At 35.8% G+C, this 17,821-nt stretch carries 12 protein-coding genes; 8 read left to right on the plus strand and 4 right to left on the minus strand.

What is annotated here, in order from left to right:
* The first annotated feature begins 119 nt into the window (after positions 1-119).
* Positions 120-1,529, plus strand: coding sequence for a TlpA family protein disulfide reductase (locus tag GN157_RS02165; RefSeq protein WP_231749033.1), 1,410 nt, complete (start codon positions 120-122; stop codon positions 1,527-1,529).
* A 7-nt stretch (positions 1,530-1,536) separates the two neighbouring features.
* Here the strand turns inward: GN157_RS02165 and GN157_RS02170 are convergent, their stop codons facing one another.
* A complete protein-coding gene (locus GN157_RS02170; RefSeq protein ID WP_157481492.1) occupies positions 1,537-2,010 on the minus strand; it encodes a GyrI-like domain-containing protein in 474 nt (157 codons plus the stop codon).
* A gap of 140 nt (positions 2,011-2,150) precedes the next feature.
* On the opposite strand from GN157_RS02170, the gene GN157_RS02175 reads away from it, so the two are divergent.
* The 5 genes from GN157_RS02175 (at position 2,151) to GN157_RS02195 (ending at position 11,968) form a co-directional block, all read left to right on the plus strand.
* Complete coding sequence (locus tag GN157_RS02175; RefSeq protein ID WP_157481493.1) at positions 2,151-2,708, plus strand: acetate uptake transporter; 558 nt, start codon at positions 2,151-2,153, stop codon at positions 2,706-2,708.
* A gap of 99 nt (positions 2,709-2,807) precedes the next feature.
* Positions 2,808-5,639, plus strand: a complete 2,832-nt coding sequence (uvrA, locus tag GN157_RS02180) for an excinuclease ABC subunit UvrA (protein WP_157481494.1) — start codon at positions 2,808-2,810, stop codon at positions 5,637-5,639.
* A 28-nt stretch (positions 5,640-5,667) separates the two neighbouring features.
* On the plus strand, positions 5,668-6,390 hold the full coding sequence (locus GN157_RS02185) for an LOG family protein (RefSeq protein ID WP_157481495.1): 723 nt from the start codon (positions 5,668-5,670) through the stop codon (positions 6,388-6,390).
* 151 nt (positions 6,391-6,541) lie between these two features.
* Positions 6,542-9,367, plus strand: a complete 2,826-nt coding sequence (locus GN157_RS02190; RefSeq protein WP_317163496.1) for a gluzincin family metallopeptidase — start codon at positions 6,542-6,544, stop codon at positions 9,365-9,367.
* A gap of 195 nt (positions 9,368-9,562) precedes the next feature.
* A complete protein-coding gene (locus tag GN157_RS02195; RefSeq protein ID WP_157481496.1) occupies positions 9,563-11,968 on the plus strand; it encodes an alpha-ketoacid dehydrogenase subunit alpha/beta in 2,406 nt (801 codons plus the stop codon).
* Between the two features lie 54 nt (positions 11,969-12,022).
* Here GN157_RS02195 and GN157_RS02200 read toward each other — a convergent pair whose 3' ends face one another.
* Positions 12,023-13,378 (minus strand): NAD-dependent succinate-semialdehyde dehydrogenase, encoded by a 1,356-nt coding sequence (locus GN157_RS02200; protein ID WP_157481497.1) that lies wholly within the window; start codon positions 13,376-13,378, stop codon positions 12,023-12,025.
* Between the two features lie 100 nt (positions 13,379-13,478).
* On the opposite strand from GN157_RS02200, the gene GN157_RS02205 reads away from it, so the two are divergent.
* Positions 13,479-14,741 (plus strand): OmpA family protein, encoded by a 1,263-nt coding sequence (locus GN157_RS02205; protein ID WP_157481498.1) that lies wholly within the window; start codon positions 13,479-13,481, stop codon positions 14,739-14,741.
* 75 nt (positions 14,742-14,816) lie between these two features.
* Positions 14,817-15,218 carry a glyoxalase gene (locus GN157_RS02210; protein ID WP_157481499.1) on the plus strand — a complete coding sequence of 134 codons (402 nt, stop codon included), beginning with the start codon at positions 14,817-14,819 and terminating at the stop codon, positions 15,216-15,218.
* 44 nt (positions 15,219-15,262) lie between these two features.
* Here GN157_RS02210 and GN157_RS02215 read toward each other — a convergent pair whose 3' ends face one another.
* Both GN157_RS02215 and GN157_RS02220 read right to left on the minus strand, forming a co-directional pair.
* Positions 15,263-15,691 (minus strand): META domain-containing protein, encoded by a 429-nt coding sequence (locus GN157_RS02215; RefSeq protein ID WP_157481500.1) that lies wholly within the window; start codon positions 15,689-15,691, stop codon positions 15,263-15,265.
* A 68-nt stretch (positions 15,692-15,759) separates the two neighbouring features.
* On the minus strand, positions 15,760-17,787 hold the full coding sequence (locus tag GN157_RS02220) for a vWA domain-containing protein (RefSeq protein ID WP_157481501.1): 2,028 nt from the start codon (positions 17,785-17,787) through the stop codon (positions 15,760-15,762).
* Positions 17,788-17,821: the final 34 nt, after the last annotated feature.

Consider the following 17,821-nt stretch of genomic DNA (forward strand, 5'->3'; position numbering starts at 1 on the left):
TTTTTGGCAAAAGTAAGAAAAATAGAAGCAGTATCCTATTGACCTATGTTATAATAAACATTAAAATATTTTAACGGTGTTTTAACAGCATGCATACATAAGAACAAATATTTTTGTTAATGTACGGGAAAAACACAATGACAAACAACTTTAAAAAATTACTACTGTTATTTACAATAATTGTTACCATATCCTCATGTGGAAACCGCAACAATTATGAAGCTTATTTTGGAGGTGAAATAACCAGTCCGAAATCAGACCATATTTATTTTTGTCGTAACAATAAAGTAATCGACACTATAAAATTAGACAAGAATAACCGATTCTTTATAAAATTTGACTCCCTCACTCCCGGAATGTATAGTTTTAAACATGAGCCTTACTATCAATATGTATACTTTGATAAAAACGACAGCTTAATGGTTAATATAGATACAAGGCATTTTGATGAATCTATAGTTTTTAGCGGAAAGGGTAATGAAAAAAATAATTTCATGATGGAATTATATCTGGCTAATGAAAAAGACCGTAACAGTTGTTTCTCTGTTTTTGATTATGATTTTGATAAATTCTCAAAATGTATAGATTCTACCTACCAAAAAAGAGTAACCTATTATAACGAAGAAAAATCAAGACTGGACTGGAGTAATGGTTTTGACTTTTATGTAAAAGCCCGATTAGACTTTAGTTACTTCTCCAAAAAAGAATACTATCCTTATGCACATGCCTTAAAAACCGGAAAAAAAATCAATAACCTAATTCCTAATAATTATTATGAATATAGGAATGAAATAGAGTTCAATAACCCTAAACTTACTAACTATACGCCATTTGTAAGATATTTTACTACTATGCTTAATAATATGGCACTAAGCAAACACCAGCCATATAGTGTTTCGGAAGATGATGCTCTTGAAGAAAGCATTACCAAACTAAACCTTGCCGACTCAATATTTATAAATGAAGATGTAAAAAACCAGGTACTAAATACACTAGCGTTTAATTACCTCCTTGAAGATAAAAATATTGTAAATCATGAAGCTTTTCTGGAGCGTTTTACCGAACTCTCTACAGATAACGATGAAGGAAACGAAATTGTACGTATAGGACAAGCTGCAACAGATCTTAAAGAGGGAAAAAAACTACCGGAAATAGAACTTGTGGATAGCTACGATAACCCTGTAGATATAAACAATGGTATTAATGAAAAAACTGTTATATTTTTCTGGACAAGCTGCTCTAAATCAAGACTTAAAGATATTGATAGGAAAATAGATTTACTCAAACAGCAATATGGAGAAATAGATTTTATAGCTATAAATGTTGATGAAGACAAAGAATGGAAAAAAACAATGAAGGAATATAGTCTTGAAAATGCCTGCCAGTTACGAGCCTCAAACTTCAAAACACTAAAAGATAAATGGGCTTTTACTAAAATAAACCGAACGATTGTGCTTAACCCCGATGGTACCATTAAAAGAGGCTTTGCCAATATAATGGACTCAAACTTTAAACAGCACCTTAACTAATTACCAATTACCTTATTGGTATCCATATTTCTTCTTCCGATTCGTCACTGCCATTTTTATACTTCTCCCCTAACACTTCAAAATGCGGACGATTATCTAAAACATAGCCTGATTGCGGCAACCATTCTTTCATTATATAGCCAAATACCTGTGCTGCATTAGCAGGATTCCCTTTATAATAAAACACAGCATACATACCGCCTTCCAAATCAAATGTTTCCATACCTTCGGGAACAGTATTAAAATCAGTTATTTCAACAAGTGCCCATTTTTTAAATTCGGTAGCAGGATTAAATTGTGAAAAGAAGTTTTCATCATACATCTGTAACGAATACATATCATTGCTAATAGTATTAGTAATCTCTTTTCGCCTTGGTATAAAACTCCGCCATAATTCAGCCGTTTTATTATCAATAAACGACATATTTAGGTTAAGACCAATCAGTTTTTTAGCAGAAATAGTTTTTATCTCAAAAATCATACTTCAAAGATATAAACCTGGCTGAATTAACCACATGTAAATCCACTACAAAACTTTGACAGAATAATATATTAAATATTTTAACTATTAATTTATTAAAATCATATTTTTGATAGTGTAATAAAATTAAAAATATATTTATGGAAGGGAAATTAGGAAATCCGGCACCGCTAGGTCTTATGGGCTTTGCAATGACAACCATACTGCTTAATATACATAATATGGGGTTCTATCCGTTAAGCTCGGTAGTACTGTCTATGGGGATATGTTACGGAGGGATTGCTCAGGTAATAGCCGGTTTGCTATCTTTCAAAAAAGGAAACACTTTTGCTGCTACAGCCTTTACTTCATACGGATTCTTCTGGCTATCACTTGTAGGGATATGGATGCTACCCGCAACAGCTATTGAAAACGCTCAGGCCACCCCACCCGATTTTTTAGGATGGTACTTAGCTTTATGGGGGCTGTTCTCTGCTTTTTTATGGGTAGGCACTTTTAATAACAGTAAAGTACAGCAGTTTGTATTCTTGTCTTTAACCATATTATTTTTCCTATTAGCCACAGCTATCTGGACTAAAAACGGCGACTTACATAAAATAGCAGGTGTTGTAGGTGTTATTTGTGGTAGTAGTGCTTTTTATCTCGCTATGGCCGAACTACTTGAAGAAGTAAAAGGCAGGAGGGTTTTGCCTTATTAATAAGGTTTACTAGTTATCTTTTTTAACAATTTCTTACTCCTACTTCCACTATAAAAATACCTTTAAAATCAGTATCTTTGCGTTTTGCACCAATTTGCTATGCTTAATAACGAAGAAACGATTGAAGTAATGGGCGCCCGTGCCCATAACCTTAAAAATATAGACGTAACCATACCAAGGGAAAAGCTTGTTGTTATAACAGGACTTTCGGGTTCAGGTAAATCATCATTGGCGTTTGACACCATTTATGCCGAAGGCCAGCGCAGGTATATTGAAACCTTCTCGGCTTATGCGCGTCAGTTCCTTGGCGGACTGGAACGCCCTGATGTGGATAAAATTGACGGGCTCTCCCCTGTTATCGCCATTGAGCAAAAGACTACCAGTAAGAGTCCGCGTTCTACCGTAGGTACCATTACAGAGATATACGATTTCCTGAGGCTTTTATATGCGCGTGCCGGCGAAGCCTACAGTTATGTTACCGGAGAAAAAATGGTAAGCTACAGCGACGACCAAATCAAAGAGCTTATTGTAGAGAAATTTAATGGTAAACGTATAACCATACTGGCTCCTATTATCCGTTCCCGTAAAGGGCATTACCGTGAACTTTTTGAACAGATTTCCAAACAGGGATTCCTAAAGGTTCGTGTAGATGGTGAAATAAAGGATATTGAAAGCGGTATGAAACTGGACCGTTACAAAACCCACGATATTGAAACGGTTATAGACCGTATGCAGGTTGACAGCGGTGATGATTTAGACAAACGTATTAGCGAAAGTATCAAAACTGCCATGTATCACGGTGACGATGTAATGATGGTTATAGAACACGGTACAGATGATGTTCGTTATTACAGCCGTAATTTAATGTGTCCTACATCGGGCATATCCTACCCTAACCCTGAGCCGAATAACTTTTCGTTTAATTCCCCTAAAGGAGCGTGCGACAATTGTAACGGTCTAGGTACAGTAAACGAAATCAACATCAAGAAAATAATCCCTAACCCTAAGCTATCTATCAAACAGGGAGGTTTTGCTCCCCTTGGAGAATATAAAAACTCTTGGATATTTAAACAGCTTGAGGTTATAGGTGAAAAATACGGGTTTAAACTTACCGATGCCGTTGAGACCATTTCGCAGGAAGCGATGGATATGATAATGAATGGTGGTAATGAGAAGTTTACAGTAAATTCTAAAACTCTTGGTGTAAACCGTGAATATAAAATTGATTTTGAAGGAATTTCAAGCTTTATTCAAAACCAGTATGACGAAAGTGGCTCAACTTCTATAAAACGATGGGCAAAAGACTTTATGGACGAGGTAGAATGCCCTGTTTGTAACGGAACCCGACTTAAAAAGGAATCACTATACTTTAAGATAGACGGTAAAAACATTGCCGAACTGTCCTTTATGGATATATCAGACCTTGCCGAATGGTTTGAAAACCTAAACGACAGACTGTCTGAAAAGCAAAAAATTATTGCTTCGGAAATTGTAAAGGAAATCAAAGCCCGTTTAAGCTTCCTTCTGGATGTAGGATTAAATTACCTGGCACTTAACCGTAGCTCTAAATCACTTTCGGGTGGTGAGGCACAACGTATAAGACTTGCTACACAAATAGGCTCTCAGCTTGTAGGGGTTTTATATATTCTTGATGAACCAAGTATTGGGCTACATCAGCGTGATAACGAAAAACTGATTCATTCTCTTGAGCAGTTAAGGGATATAGGGAACTCGGTTATCGTTGTTGAACACGATAAAGATATGATAGAGCGTGCCGATTATGTAATTGACATAGGCCCGGCAGCAGGACGTTTTGGCGGACAGATAGTAAGTAAAGGTACCCCGCAGCAATTACTTAAAGAACATACTCTTACGGCAGGTTACTTAAACGGAGAAAAAGAAATTGCCATACCTAAAAAACGTAGGGAAGGAAACGGTAAAACCATAAAACTTAGTGGAGCAACAGGTAACAACCTTAAAAATGTTACTGTAGAATTCCCGCTTGGTAAACTCATATGTGTAACCGGAGTATCGGGTAGCGGTAAATCGACCCTTATAAACGAAACCCTATACCCTATTCTTAACGCACACTTTTTTAATGCGGTTAAAAAGCCACAGCCGTATAAAAAAATAGAAGGACTTGAGCATATAGACAAGGTTATTGATATAGATCAGTCACCTATCGGAAGAACACCACGTTCCAACCCGGCTACATATACTGATGTTTTCTCTGAAATACGCAGGCTGTTTACCCAAACACCTGAGGCTATGATAAGGGGTTACAAACCTGGACGCTTTAGCTTTAATGTTAAGGGCGGACGCTGTGAAACCTGTGAAGGATCGGGTCTAAGAGTTATAGAAATGAACTTCCTTCCTGATGTTTATGTGGAATGTGAAACCTGCCAGGGTAAACGTTTTAACAGAGAAACACTGGAAATCCGTTATAAAGGAAAATCAATATCAGACATACTGGATATGACGGTTGATGAGGCTGTTCCGTTTTTTGAGAATATCCCTAAAATTTTCCGCAAAATAAAAACCATTCAGGATGTAGGGCTTGGTTATATCACTTTAGGTCAGCAAAGTACTACCCTTTCGGGCGGTGAAGCACAAAGGATAAAACTGGCTACCGAGCTTTCTAAAAAAGATACCGGAAACACCTTCTATATACTGGATGAACCTACAACCGGACTGCATTTTGAAGATATAAGGGTGCTAATGGAAGTAATAAACAGGCTTGTTAAAAAAGGAAATACTATACTTATTATTGAACACAATATGGACGTTATTAAACTTGCCGACCATATTATAGATATTGGTTATGAAGGCGGTAAAGGCGGTGGTAAGCTAATTGCTGAAGGTACTCCCGAAGAAATTATAAAGAATAAGAAAAGTTATACGGCAAAATTCCTTAAAAAAGAGTTATCTTAGTAAGTGACCTTAAAAATTTAATATTGCTATGTCTAAAGAATATAAAGATGACGATGAGAAAATCCGTGAGGATTTAACCCCTAAAACATGGAATGAAATAAGGAGTAACGATTCGTGGGCTATTTTTAAAATAATGTCAGAATTCGTTAATGGTTTTGAAAGCATGGCCCGTATTGGTCCGTGTGTATCTATATTCGGTTCTGCACGAACCAAAGGAGATCATAAGTATTATTTACTTGCCGAAAGAATTGCCGAAAAAATATCTAAAGCCGGATATGGTGTAATTACAGGTGGTGGTCCGGGTATTATGGAAGCCGGTAATAAAGGTGCTGCTAAAGGCATGAGTCCTTCTGTAGGGCTTAATATCGAGTTGCCTTTTGAACAACACTTCAATCAGTATATTGACCATGATAAAAACCTTAACTTCGACTATTTCTTTGTAAGGAAAGTGATGTTTGTTAAATATTCACAGGGCTTTGTAGTAATGCCGGGTGGTTTTGGTACGCTAGACGAAATGTTTGAAGCTATTACGCTTATTCAGACAAAGAAGATAGCTAAATTCCCTATTATACTGGTAGGCTCTGAGTTTTGGACCGGTTTAATAGACTGGATAAAAAATGTACTTATAGAAAAGCATCTTAATGCGAGCCCGGAAGACATGAACCTTATCAAAATAGTAGATACCGAAGACGAGGTGCTTGAAGTTATAGATACGTTCTACAAAAAATACAACCTTAGCCCTAACTTCTAAATTACTATTTGTAAAACATTTAACTATTTTAAAGGCAACCTTCAGGTAATATTATACATCTCTTTTTAAGGAAATATTAATGCTTGCATAGTTGTTATAACCATGCAAAAGCATATTTTAGTAAAAAGATTATTAATTTATACACCATACCTTGAATCGTAATTTTAAACTGTTTTTTGCCCTTTTTTTTGTTCTCACATCGGGAGCCTATGCCCAGCATCTCAATAAAATGTTTGTGGTACTCGATTATGAGAATAACACTCTTAGAGTAAAACAGGAAATTACATTTCATAACCAATCGCAGGATACCTTATATGAATTTATCCTTAATGATTGGAACAACGCCTACTCCAGTAAAACTACTCCGTTGGGGAAGCGTTTTTCTGATGAATTTGTGCGCTCATTCCATCTTGAAAAAGATGAAAAAAGAGGTCATACAACCATCTACTCGGTTACTAATCAGTATGGTGTTTCCTTAAAGCATACCCGACCTGAAAAGCATCCTGATTTAATTGATATACAATTAATTAAACCTATTTACCCGAATGAAAAGTTTAACGTAAGCCTTATGTATTATGTTAAGCTACCGGATGATAAATTTACCCGTTACGGATATGATAATAACGGTAACTTAAAATTAAAAGACTGGTACCTTACCCCTGCCCGAGTGGAAAACGGAACGTTTGTAAAAAACAGCAATGAAAATCTAGATGATATAGCCAATTCGTTTTGTGATTATCAGGTAACTTTTATTGCTGATGAAAAACTCAATGTTACTACTGATTTGTATCAGGGAAGTAAACAAAAAACCGATCGTGGCATTGAATACTTTTTTATTGGAGAAAACCGCCCTGGTTTCAGCATGATTATTCAGCCTCACAATGATTTTGAAGTATTCACAAACTCAACCGTAGAGGTTAATACAAATTTAAAAGATTATAGGGTTACCGGTATACAAAAGGCTTCTCTTATCAATAACATTATCAACTTTACAAACGATAATTTAGGGAAATACCCTTATGGTAAAATAACGGTCAGCGAAGTAGATTATGAACGAAATCCGGTTTATGGGCTTAATCAGTTACCTTCATTCATAGCTCCTTTTCCTGATTCGTTTATCTATGAAATAAAATTCCTTAAAACCTACTTAAACAATTACCTTAAAAATACCCTCAGGTTAAATCCACGGGAAGATAACTGGATATACGACGGTATACAAACCTACCTTATGTATAAGTACATTGAAGAATATCATCCTGATAAAACCATGATGGGGATCAGATGGGGTATTCTTAAAGGACATAATATTTTTAAAACAAACTATAACTCTAAATTCAGTTACCTGTATTTGGTCATGGCGCGTAAAAACCTTGACCAGCCTATTGGCGATCCTAAAAACACTTTCATTAAGTTTAATGAACAGATGGCTGGCAAATATAAAGCAGGTTTAGCCCTTAATTACCTTGATAGTTACCTTGAAAATGATGTGATACCATCATCAATTAAAGAGTATTTTGAACTGAACAAAAGCCAGCAAACCACCCGCAATGATTTCAGGGAGATAATAGATTCTAAAACAGAGAAAGAAACAAACTGGTTTTACAGCTCTATTGTAGATAGCAGAGATATAATTGATTATAGATTCGGGAAAGTAAAAAAGAAAAAAGACTCACTAAAGGTTACTATAAAAAACGAAACAAGGGTTAATGTTCCTGTTCCTCTTTACGGATTAAAAGATGGTGAGGTTGTGTTTAAATATTGGTTAAACAATGTAAAAAAGGACACTACATTTACCGTTGCGCGACAGGGGGCTGACAGGCTGGCTATTAATTACGAAAATGAAGTAATTGAATACAACAGGCGTAACAACTGGAAAAAACTAAATAAGATTGTTTTAAACAATAAACCTATAAAGTTTACCTTTTTTCAGGATTTAGAAGATCCGGGGTATAACCAGATTTTTTATGTTCCAAACTTTACATTTAACCTGTATGACGGACTCTCATTAGGCTTACGTTTCCATAATAAGTCGATACTAGAAAAGCCGTTCACGTTTAATGTGACACCTAGCTATTCAAGCAAAACCGGAGAGCTTATAGGTTCAGCTTTCATGCAGTTTAATCACTATATAAGAGATGACGGTCCATTATATAATATAAGGTATGGCTTAGCAGCCTCTACATATCACTATGCCCCTAACGCAGCATATCTAAGGGTTTCTCCAAGTGTTCAGTTTAGGTTTAGAGATGAAAATTTACGCAGTAATAAAAAACAATTTCTTTTATTGCGACATGTATTAGTTAACAGGGAAAATTCAATCTTTACATTAACCGATCAACAAAACGAAGATTACTCGGTATTTAATGCCCGATATACTTCTTCAGAATCTGAAGTTATAAGACATCTTGACTACTCTACCGATTTACAGATTGCCAATAACTTTGGTAAACTGGCCGGAGAAGTACAGTTTAGACGTTTATTTAATGATAACAGGCAGATAAACCTACGCTTTTACGGCGGTATGTTTATGTATAAGGATACCGATTCTGATTACTACAGCTTTGGTTTGGACCGTCCTACTGATTATCTTTTTGATTATAACTTCTACGGACGATCTGAAACTACCGGGATTTACAGTCAACAGTTTGTTATGGCTGAAGGCGGATTTAAGTCAAAACTTGATACACGATATGCAAATCAATGGATGACAACCGTAAATGCGAGTGTAAATATCTGGAATTGGGTAGAAGTTTATGGTGATACAGGATTTTTGAAGAATAAGTATCAAAATCCCGAATTTGTTTACGATAGCGGAATCCGCTTAAACCTTCTTACAGATTATTTTGAACTGTACTTCCCTGTATATTCTTCAAATGGTTTTGCCCTGAATGACAGCAATTATAGCCAAAATATACGCTTTGTGGTCACTTTAAGCCCGGGTACACTAATTAAATTATTCACAAGGAAATGGCTTTAGCATGTGTTTTATAACACTTTTAGATATTGTTAAAAAATACATAATATTTATTTTTAAAGAGTTTTTGTTGAAAATAATTTATTGAAAAATAGCTAAAAAACGATTTTACTGCCAAAAGTGAAATCATTTTTTTGTTTGAAATTTATGAAATTCAATACTTTTAATTAAATTTGTAGTCATTCAATATGTGCGTTTATGACTGAGACAGAAACTAAAAAGACTATTTCTTTTGACGATTTTAAAGCAGAAGTGCTTAATGATTATAAAGTTGCCATAGTAAGCAGGGAGTGTAGCCTTTTAGGCCGCAAGGAGGTTCTTACAGGTAAAGCTAAGTTTGGTATCTTCGGTGACGGAAAAGAAGTTCCGCAGCTAGCCATGGCTAAAGCTTTCCGCAACGGTGATTTCCGTTCAGGTTACTATCGTGACCAAACCTTTATGATGGCTATTGGAAAATTAAATATCCAACAGTTTTTTGCAGGACTATACGGGCATAGTGATTTAGAACACGACCCAATGTCGGCAGGTAGACAAATGGGTGGTCACTTTTCTACACACAGTCTTGATGAGAACGGAAACTGGAAAAGCTTAACTCAGCAAAAAAATTCCAGTGCTGATATCTCTCCTACCGCAGGGCAAATGCCAAGATTACTTGGATTGGCTCAGGCTTCAAAAGTTTTCAGAAATGTTTCGGGCATTGAAAATAAAACCGATTTCTCGATTAACGGTAACGAAGTTGCCTGGGGAACTATTGGTAACGCCAGTACATCTGAAGGATTATTTTTTGAAACCATAAATGCAGCAGGTGTTTTACAGGTACCTATGATTATTAGTGTTTGGGATGATGAGTATGGTATTTCGGTACACGCACGTCACCAAACTACTAAAGAAAATATATCTGAAATCCTTAAAGGATTCCAACGTGATGAAGACAATAAAGGATATGAAATCATTGTAGTAAAAGGATGGGATTATCCTGAACTGATTTCAGCTTACGAAAGAGCCTCACAAATAGCAAGAGAGCAACATGTTCCTGTTCTTATCCATGTTCACGAACTTACTCAGCCACAGGGCCACTCTACATCCGGTTCTCACGAGCGTTACAAAAATGCCGATCGTTTAGCATGGGAAGCAGAATACGATTGTATTGCTCAAATGAGAAAATGGATGATTGAGAACGAAATGGCTACAGCCGAAGATCTTGATGCTATCGATTCTCAGGCTAAGAAAGATGTTCTTGAAGCTAAAAAAGCAGCATGGAGCGCTTATACTACTCCTATAAAAGAAGAGCGTGATGAACTTGTTAGCGTTTTAAAAACAATTGCAGAGCAAAGCCCTAACAAAGTATTTATTGATAAATATATCAATGATCTTTCAGGCATAAAAGAGCCTATAAGAAAGGAACTTTTAATCGCAGCTAGAAAAGTACTTCGTATAATTATTAAGGAAGCTGGTAAAAGCACGCTTTCTACATGGATTACTACTTATACAGAGAAGATTCAGCCTAAATACAGCTCTCACCTATTCTCTCAGTCAGATAAAAACATACACAGTGTAAGTGAAGTGCTTCCTGAATATGCAGAGGGTAATGAAGAAGTTGACGGACGTGTAGTTATACGTGACAACTTTGACGCCCTGTTTACTAAATATCCGGGGACACTTGTTTTTGGTGAAGATTGCGGACACATTGGTGACGTTAACCAGGGACTTGAAGGAATGCAGGAAAAATACGGAGATTTCCGTGTTTGTGATGCCGGTATTCGTGAAGCAACTATATTAGGTCAGGGTATTGGTATGGCGATGAGAGGGCTTAGACCAATTGCCGAGATACAGTATCTGGATTACCTTTTATACGCTATCCAGATTATGAGTGACGACCTTGCAACGTTACAATACCGTACAGCAGGTAGACAAAAAGCACCGCTTATTATAAGGACCCGTGGTCACAGGCTTGAAGGGATATGGCACTCTGGTTCTCCAATGGGGATGATAATTAATGCTATTAGAGGTATACATGTACTTGTTCCAAGAAACATGACAAAAGCAGCAGGTTTCTATAATACACTTTTAGAGACAGATGAGCCTGCATTAGTAGTAGAATGTCTTAACGGTTACAGATTAAAAGAGAAAAAACCAACAAACCTTGGTGAATTTAAAACCCCTATAGGTGTTGTTGAAACAATAAAAGAAGGTACTGATATTACGCTTGTATCTTACGGCTCTACACTTAGACTTGTAGAACAGGCTGCTAAAGAGCTTCTTGAAGTGGGTATTAATGCAGAAATTATAGATGTACAATCACTGTTACCTTTTGATATTAATCACGATATCGTAAAGAGTGTTGCTAAAACCAACAGATTGTTAGTGATTGATGAAGATGTTCCTGGTGGAGCTTCTGCTTATATACTGCAACAAATACTTGACGAACAAAACGCTTACAGGTATTTAGACAGTAAACCGGAAACACTTACCTCTAAAGCACACAGACCTGCTTATGGTACAGATGGAGATTATTTCTCAAAACCATCTGCAGAAGATATCTACGAGAAAGTTTATGCTATAATGCATGAAGTTAACCCAACAGAATATCCACAATTATATTAATACAAAAATCCCCGCTATATAGCGGGGATTTTTATTTATAATAACTCCTATATATTATTTAGCAATGTAAACCGTTTTCACGTTTACAAACTCCTTAATTCCGTTTTCAGCTAGTTCACGTCCGAAACCTGATTTCTTAACTCCCCCGAAAGGCAAGGCGGGATCTGATTTTACCATTGCATTGATAAATACAGCTCCTTCTTCAAAAAGGCTTATTTTCTCTTTTATTCCTTCAATGTCTTCTGTAAAAATATTTACACCCAGTCCAAAATCAGAATCATTACTCAAAGTGACAGCTTCTTCAAAGCTATCAAAAGCAATTACAGGAGCTACAGGGCCAAAAACTTCCTCATTAAACAAAGGCATATCTGTGGTAACATTAACCACAATAGTAGGTTCATAAAAAGCATTATTGCGCTTACCTCCTATTACCACCTTGGCTCCCATCTCTACAGATTTATTTACCTGTTTTTCGATATCTTCTGCAAGATCTACCCTTGCAAGCGGACCAATATCGGTATCATCCTCCATAGGATTACCTGGTTTAAGTTTTTTGACTTCGGTTGTAAAACGCTCCAAAAACTCATCATAAAGCGAACTGTGAACCAAAAAGCGCTTAGCTGCTATACAACTTTGACCAGTGTTTTGCATTCTGGCAGTAACAGCTATGGGTACAGCCTTATCTAAATCAGCATCTTTCAGTACTATAAAAGCATTACTACCCCCAAGCTCCAGTACTGATTTCTTTATAAGATTAGCTGCGGTAGACGCCACTGTAGCACCTGCTTTCTCACTACCCGTAAGAGACACTCCTTTAATAACAGGATTTTCGATTACATTTTTAACCTGACTGCCTGATATCAGAAGATTTTGATACACCGTTTCCGGGAATTCTGCTTCTTTAAATAGCTCTTCCAGTAACTGAGCACATTCAGCTACGTTTGAAGCATGCTTAACGACAACAGTATTTCCTGCTATTATAGCCGGAATTGCAAAACGAAAAACCTGCCAGTAAGGAAAATTCCAAGGCATAACTCCTAGTATTACTCCAAGAGGCTCGTGAGTAGTAAAACTTTCACCTGCATCTGAAGATATTTTCTCATCCTGTAAGAACTTTTCTGCGTGTTCAAGATAAAATTCACATAAAAGCGAACACTTTTTTACCTCGGCAATAGCCTGCTTAAGCGGTTTTCCCATCTCCTGAGAGCACTTTTCGGCCAGTAAATGTTGTTTTTTTGTTAAAACAAATATTAAATTTTTGATAAATTTCACCCTTTTTTTAAGGGGTGTTTCCCCCCATTTTCGAAAGCTTTTCTGACTAATTTGAAGCATTTGATTAACCTGAATGTCAGTGTAATACTGATATTCCGACAGGGTACTTAAGTCGTATGGATTAGTTGTTAACGGCATTGTAAAGTATATATTTGAAAAAATAACACATATTTTCTTAGACTTAAAATTACTACATTTACAAAAAATTTCAAAGTACTGATAACAATAAACAATTATTATGAAGAAAGTTGTACTACCTTTATTAATGATTTGCCTAACTTCGGCAAGTTTACAAGCACAGGACGTGCAGGAAAGCGGTAACTCAAATGACTACAACAAATGGTCTATTGATGTTAACGGCGGTTTCAGCAAGCCCGCTAATCCAATGAGCCCGGGCTATCATTCATCTGCATTTAATTTTTTCCATGCAGATTTAGGTTTCAGGTACATGTTTAACACTAAATTCGGTCTTAAACTTGACGCAGGTTATGATGTGATGAGTGAAGACGATGGTCCTGAATTCGAATCTAAACTTCTACGCACTAGCTTACAGGGTTATGCTAACCTTGGCCGTATTATGGAGTTCGAATCATGGACTAACAGATTTAACCTTTTAGGTCACATGGGTGTTGGTGTAGGCCAACTTAAAAATGACGACCGTTTTGAAGGTGAAGACTGGATTGGTAACTTCCTTATTGGTTTAACAGGACAGGTAAGATTATCTGACAGAGTTTCGTTAAACGCTGACTTCACAATGATAAACAGCTTCTCTCAGCAAAAAGCTTGGGATGGTGGTAATTATGAAAGAACAAAACAAGGTTTTGACAGTACCCTTTACAATGCTACTGTAGGTCTTTCTATCTATTTAGGTAAAAACGAAAAACATGCTGACTGGTTTGTTGACGATAAAAGCGATGAGCTAGATGCATTAGAGCAAAGAATCGGAGAAATCGAGACTATGATGAATGACTCTGATAAAGATGGTGTGCCGGATTATCTTGATGCTGAACCAAACAGTGTAACTGGTGTTGCTGTTGATACAAAAGGTAGAGCTATTGATAAAAACAACAATGGTGTGCCGGATGAGCTAGAGTCTTACCTAGATCAAAGAACTAACGAAATTAAGAAAGAAGTTAGCGAAAGTAACAGCAACGATCTTGCTGGTCTAATCAATAACGGTTATGTGAATGTTTATTTCGACTTTAACTCAGATAAGCCAAATGCACAGTCTGTAAGTGGTGTTAACTTCCTAATCAAATACCTAAAACAAAACCCTTCAGTTTCTGCTGACGTAGTAGGATATGCTGACGAAATCGGTAACAGCGATTACAACAAGCAATTATCTCAAAGAAGAGCTGAAAACGTTAAGAAGATTTTAGTTGACGCTGGTATCGATGCTGGTAGACTAAACATTGTAGGTAACGGTGAAGATACTTCAGTAAACAAAGATTCTAAATATGCACGTCAGGTAGTAAGAAGAGTAACTTTCATCCTGAAATAATATTAGATTCTAATAAATAAACTAAAAACCTCTGCTAAATGCAGAGGTTTTTTTTTATCTTTAAAGTAAAAGAAAATGAACCAACGCGATAAGGCTCTTCTGGAAATAAGAGGCGGTACTATAGGTGAAATAATGGAACAGTCTTCACAGGAAGAAAAATTTCAGAACAAAACCCTTAGACCTGTTCTCAAATTACAAAATGATTTGTTTATAGAATCTTTCCTTAATTATGTAAACAAGCATAAAACTGATTTTTATAGCCTCTCTACAGAGAAAAAACTTCTTTTTATAGAGAATGCCATACAAAAGGATATAAAGTTTAGAAACGCTTTAAAAGGCATGGTTATCTCTATGTTTACAATAGATGAGTTTAGGGAGTACATAACAAACTCTTCAAACCTAAATAAAAGGATGATGAACATACTTATTGAACGGCTTAAAGATCAGGTACAGATTTTGGTAAAATCCGAAATATAAAAAAGGGAGCCGTTAAAGCTCCCTTTTTTATATTTTAAATTCCGCTATTTAGTTGAAGGAATTAAAACCATTACTTCCTTATCACCATTTAAAAGTGTTACTTTTCCTTTTTGGGTTTTAATCCTGTTAGCATCACTCAATGCTCTTAAGAACGAACTCTCTCCCTGAGCATCAACACAGTACATTTTAGTAGCAATAACTCTTTCTACCTTAAAACTGCTGTCTTTTCCTATTTGATACTCTCCTCCATATCCGTTGCATCCTGCTTTACCGTTTATCTTATTTTCTGATGTAAAAGTAGCAGTAGGCATTCCGCGTCCAAAATCTGCTGTATCAGCAGTTTTTCCATTTAACATTGATAATTCCCATGTATTTGCCGTTAAAACGTCTACAGAAGCCTTCTCTGTGCATTTACAAGATATAAGAGTAAATATAAATGCAATAATTGTAGTTGATGTTGCCAGTCTTTTCATAATGCATATTTTTTGTTTCTATAAAATTAACCAAATAGCATTAATTAAAAACGGTAATTAAAATAACTTTATAACAGTCCGTTATATTTTCTTGTAAACCATTCTGTAGCAAGTGAAACACAAAGTATGATAAGAAGTGTAATCCAATCTATTAACGGAGACTTTGTGGTTTTTACTTTTTGAGTTTCTTTGTAATTTTCATTTTTGGCAAGAAAATCAATCAGTTCATCTGTCTGAGACGGAAAGTACACCTTACCATTTGTATTATCTGCAGTTTGTAGTAGTCTGTTTAAATCAGGATTTACAAACTGTTTCTCAATTTCAAAATCCAGTACTTCAAAACTACCTACATAAGTTGTATTAGAGTTGTTTTCCTTAACAGTAAAAGTATATTGACCTGTTGGAAGCCCATCCATATTAACTTTGTACTCATTATTCCCTTTAAGGAAATCATAAGTTTTACTAAAGCCCGACTCCTTACCTTTCACGACGATGGTTAAGCGGGCATTTTCATCAAACTCGTAGTTTTTATTGAAAAATTGAGCTGTAATATTAATTGGTTCACCCGAATTGTAAAAACGTTCGTGATTAACCACTAATGATTTTCGTTTTGAGTTGGTTGCTAAATACTGAATTATTTTATCTGTAAACACATCAAACTCTTCAAACGACTTATTATTTACATGTGTTTCAAGTCTCCATTTCCAGATGTTTTCCCCTAACAGAAAAGCTTTACGCGATGAACCACTCTCGGAGAAAACAAGTAAAGGATTATCAGTCTCAACATTTCTTATCCTTGCCTGTAGCAATGTATTAGTCCCCGAATTAAGCTTTACATTACCAAAAGGCTGCTCTAATGGCGGAAACTGTTCAAAGCCTATATCATCGGTAGCAAAAAGATTAAAGGATGAAATATAGCTTGCCAGATAATCTTCCTTTTGATTTGTCATCTTAAAGGATAACTGCTGCTGATACTGGTTAAGTAGATTAAAATCAGTATGCATACCGGTAATAATCCAAGTGTTTAATCCGGCATTGGCATTCATATCTAAAAGCCCTTTAAAAGTAGCGTTAGGCTGATATAAAACCAACACGTTATAATCATTTAATGATTTTACATCGTTTGGTTTAATGATTGTTACCCTTCTTTGTTGGTTGGTTTCAATAGCTCTTTTTAAAGCACCAAGATCAGGGTGATTGATGGAAGAAACAATTGCTACCTCACTTCGCTGATCAATTACCTCTACAGCAAAGTTTTTAATATTGTTGTATTTGTTTTTTTCCTGTTCCGGTGAAGATAGCACCGCTCTGTAAGTTTGCACACCTACCTTATCAGCATCCAGTAAAACAGTAACAGCTTGTGCTTTTTTATCTTTAGTAAAAGTGATATTCTGTTTACTTAAAACATTATTACCCTGCTGAACCGAAAATACAGCATTAACAGTTTTAGTACCGTTATACTGCAAAAACACCTCTACAGGAAATTTGTTTTTAAGGAAAGCGTACTTATTAGCATTAAGCTGATTGATTTTTAAATCAGGAAAAACAGTAGTGTCGCCTAATACTATTGGATAAACACTTGTATTTTGCTGAAAGCTATATACGTAGTCATTCCCTATAGTTTGATTACCATCGGTAAGCAATATAACCGGATAAGATGTATTTCTGTAAAACTGTTTCAGGTTTTGTACTGCCTGGTCAATATGGGTTTGTTTCCCTGTAAAGTTGGGTTCCTTCCCTACTTCAAAACCTTCATCAAAAGTATAAAGCTGTACATCATACTTTTCATTTAATGCTTTGTTTGAAGTAATTTTTTGAGAAAGGAGTTTAGTAATACTGTCCTGTCCCAGTTCCTTAACTGACTGTGAATTATCTAACAGTACCGGAAGTGGTGTTTTAACCGTTTCATAATCCTGTTTTGTTACAACCGGATTAATAAGCAGTAAAAAAACAGCCATCAGGGTTATAAAACGTAAAAAAGCCAAAAGGAAGAACACAGGGCTTTTCTTTTTGGCTTTGAAAAGATATTGATAAAACGATAACGCAAAGGCTACAAGTGCAGATACTATTATTAATAAAACTGTAGATGTAGTCATATTGGCTGGTTATCGATATTCAATTGGTTTTAAT

Origin of the sequence: Flavobacterium rakeshii, from assembly GCF_009741375.1 — a bacterium.
Taxonomy (GTDB): domain Bacteria; phylum Bacteroidota; class Bacteroidia; order Flavobacteriales; family Flavobacteriaceae; genus Flavobacterium; species Flavobacterium rakeshii.

What these genes read in the sequence shown, in the direction of transcription:
- uvrA (WP_157481494.1), top strand. Translation starts at nt 2,808, where the DNA reads ATGCTTAATAACGAAGAAACGATTGAAGTAATGGGCGCCCGTGCCCAT.
- GN157_RS02195 (WP_157481496.1), top strand. Translation starts at nt 9,563, where the DNA reads ATGACTGAGACAGAAACTAAAAAGACTATTTCTTTTGACGATTTTAAA.
- GN157_RS02165 (WP_231749033.1), top strand. Translation starts at nt 120, where the DNA reads ATGTACGGGAAAAACACAATGACAAACAACTTTAAAAAATTACTACTG.
- GN157_RS02205 (WP_157481498.1), top strand. Translation starts at nt 13,479, where the DNA reads ATGAAGAAAGTTGTACTACCTTTATTAATGATTTGCCTAACTTCGGCA.
- GN157_RS02200 (WP_157481497.1), bottom strand. Translation starts at nt 13,378, where the DNA reads ATGCCGTTAACAACTAATCCATACGACTTAAGTACCCTGTCGGAATAT.
- GN157_RS02170 (WP_157481492.1), bottom strand. Translation starts at nt 2,010, where the DNA reads ATGATTTTTGAGATAAAAACTATTTCTGCTAAAAAACTGATTGGTCTT.
- GN157_RS02210 (WP_157481499.1), top strand. Translation starts at nt 14,817, where the DNA reads ATGAACCAACGCGATAAGGCTCTTCTGGAAATAAGAGGCGGTACTATA.
- GN157_RS02220 (WP_157481501.1), bottom strand. Translation starts at nt 17,787, where the DNA reads ATGACTACATCTACAGTTTTATTAATAATAGTATCTGCACTTGTAGCC.
- GN157_RS02175 (WP_157481493.1), top strand. Translation starts at nt 2,151, where the DNA reads ATGGAAGGGAAATTAGGAAATCCGGCACCGCTAGGTCTTATGGGCTTT.
- GN157_RS02185 (WP_157481495.1), top strand. Translation starts at nt 5,668, where the DNA reads ATGTCTAAAGAATATAAAGATGACGATGAGAAAATCCGTGAGGATTTA.
- GN157_RS02215 (WP_157481500.1), bottom strand. Translation starts at nt 15,691, where the DNA reads ATGAAAAGACTGGCAACATCAACTACAATTATTGCATTTATATTTACT.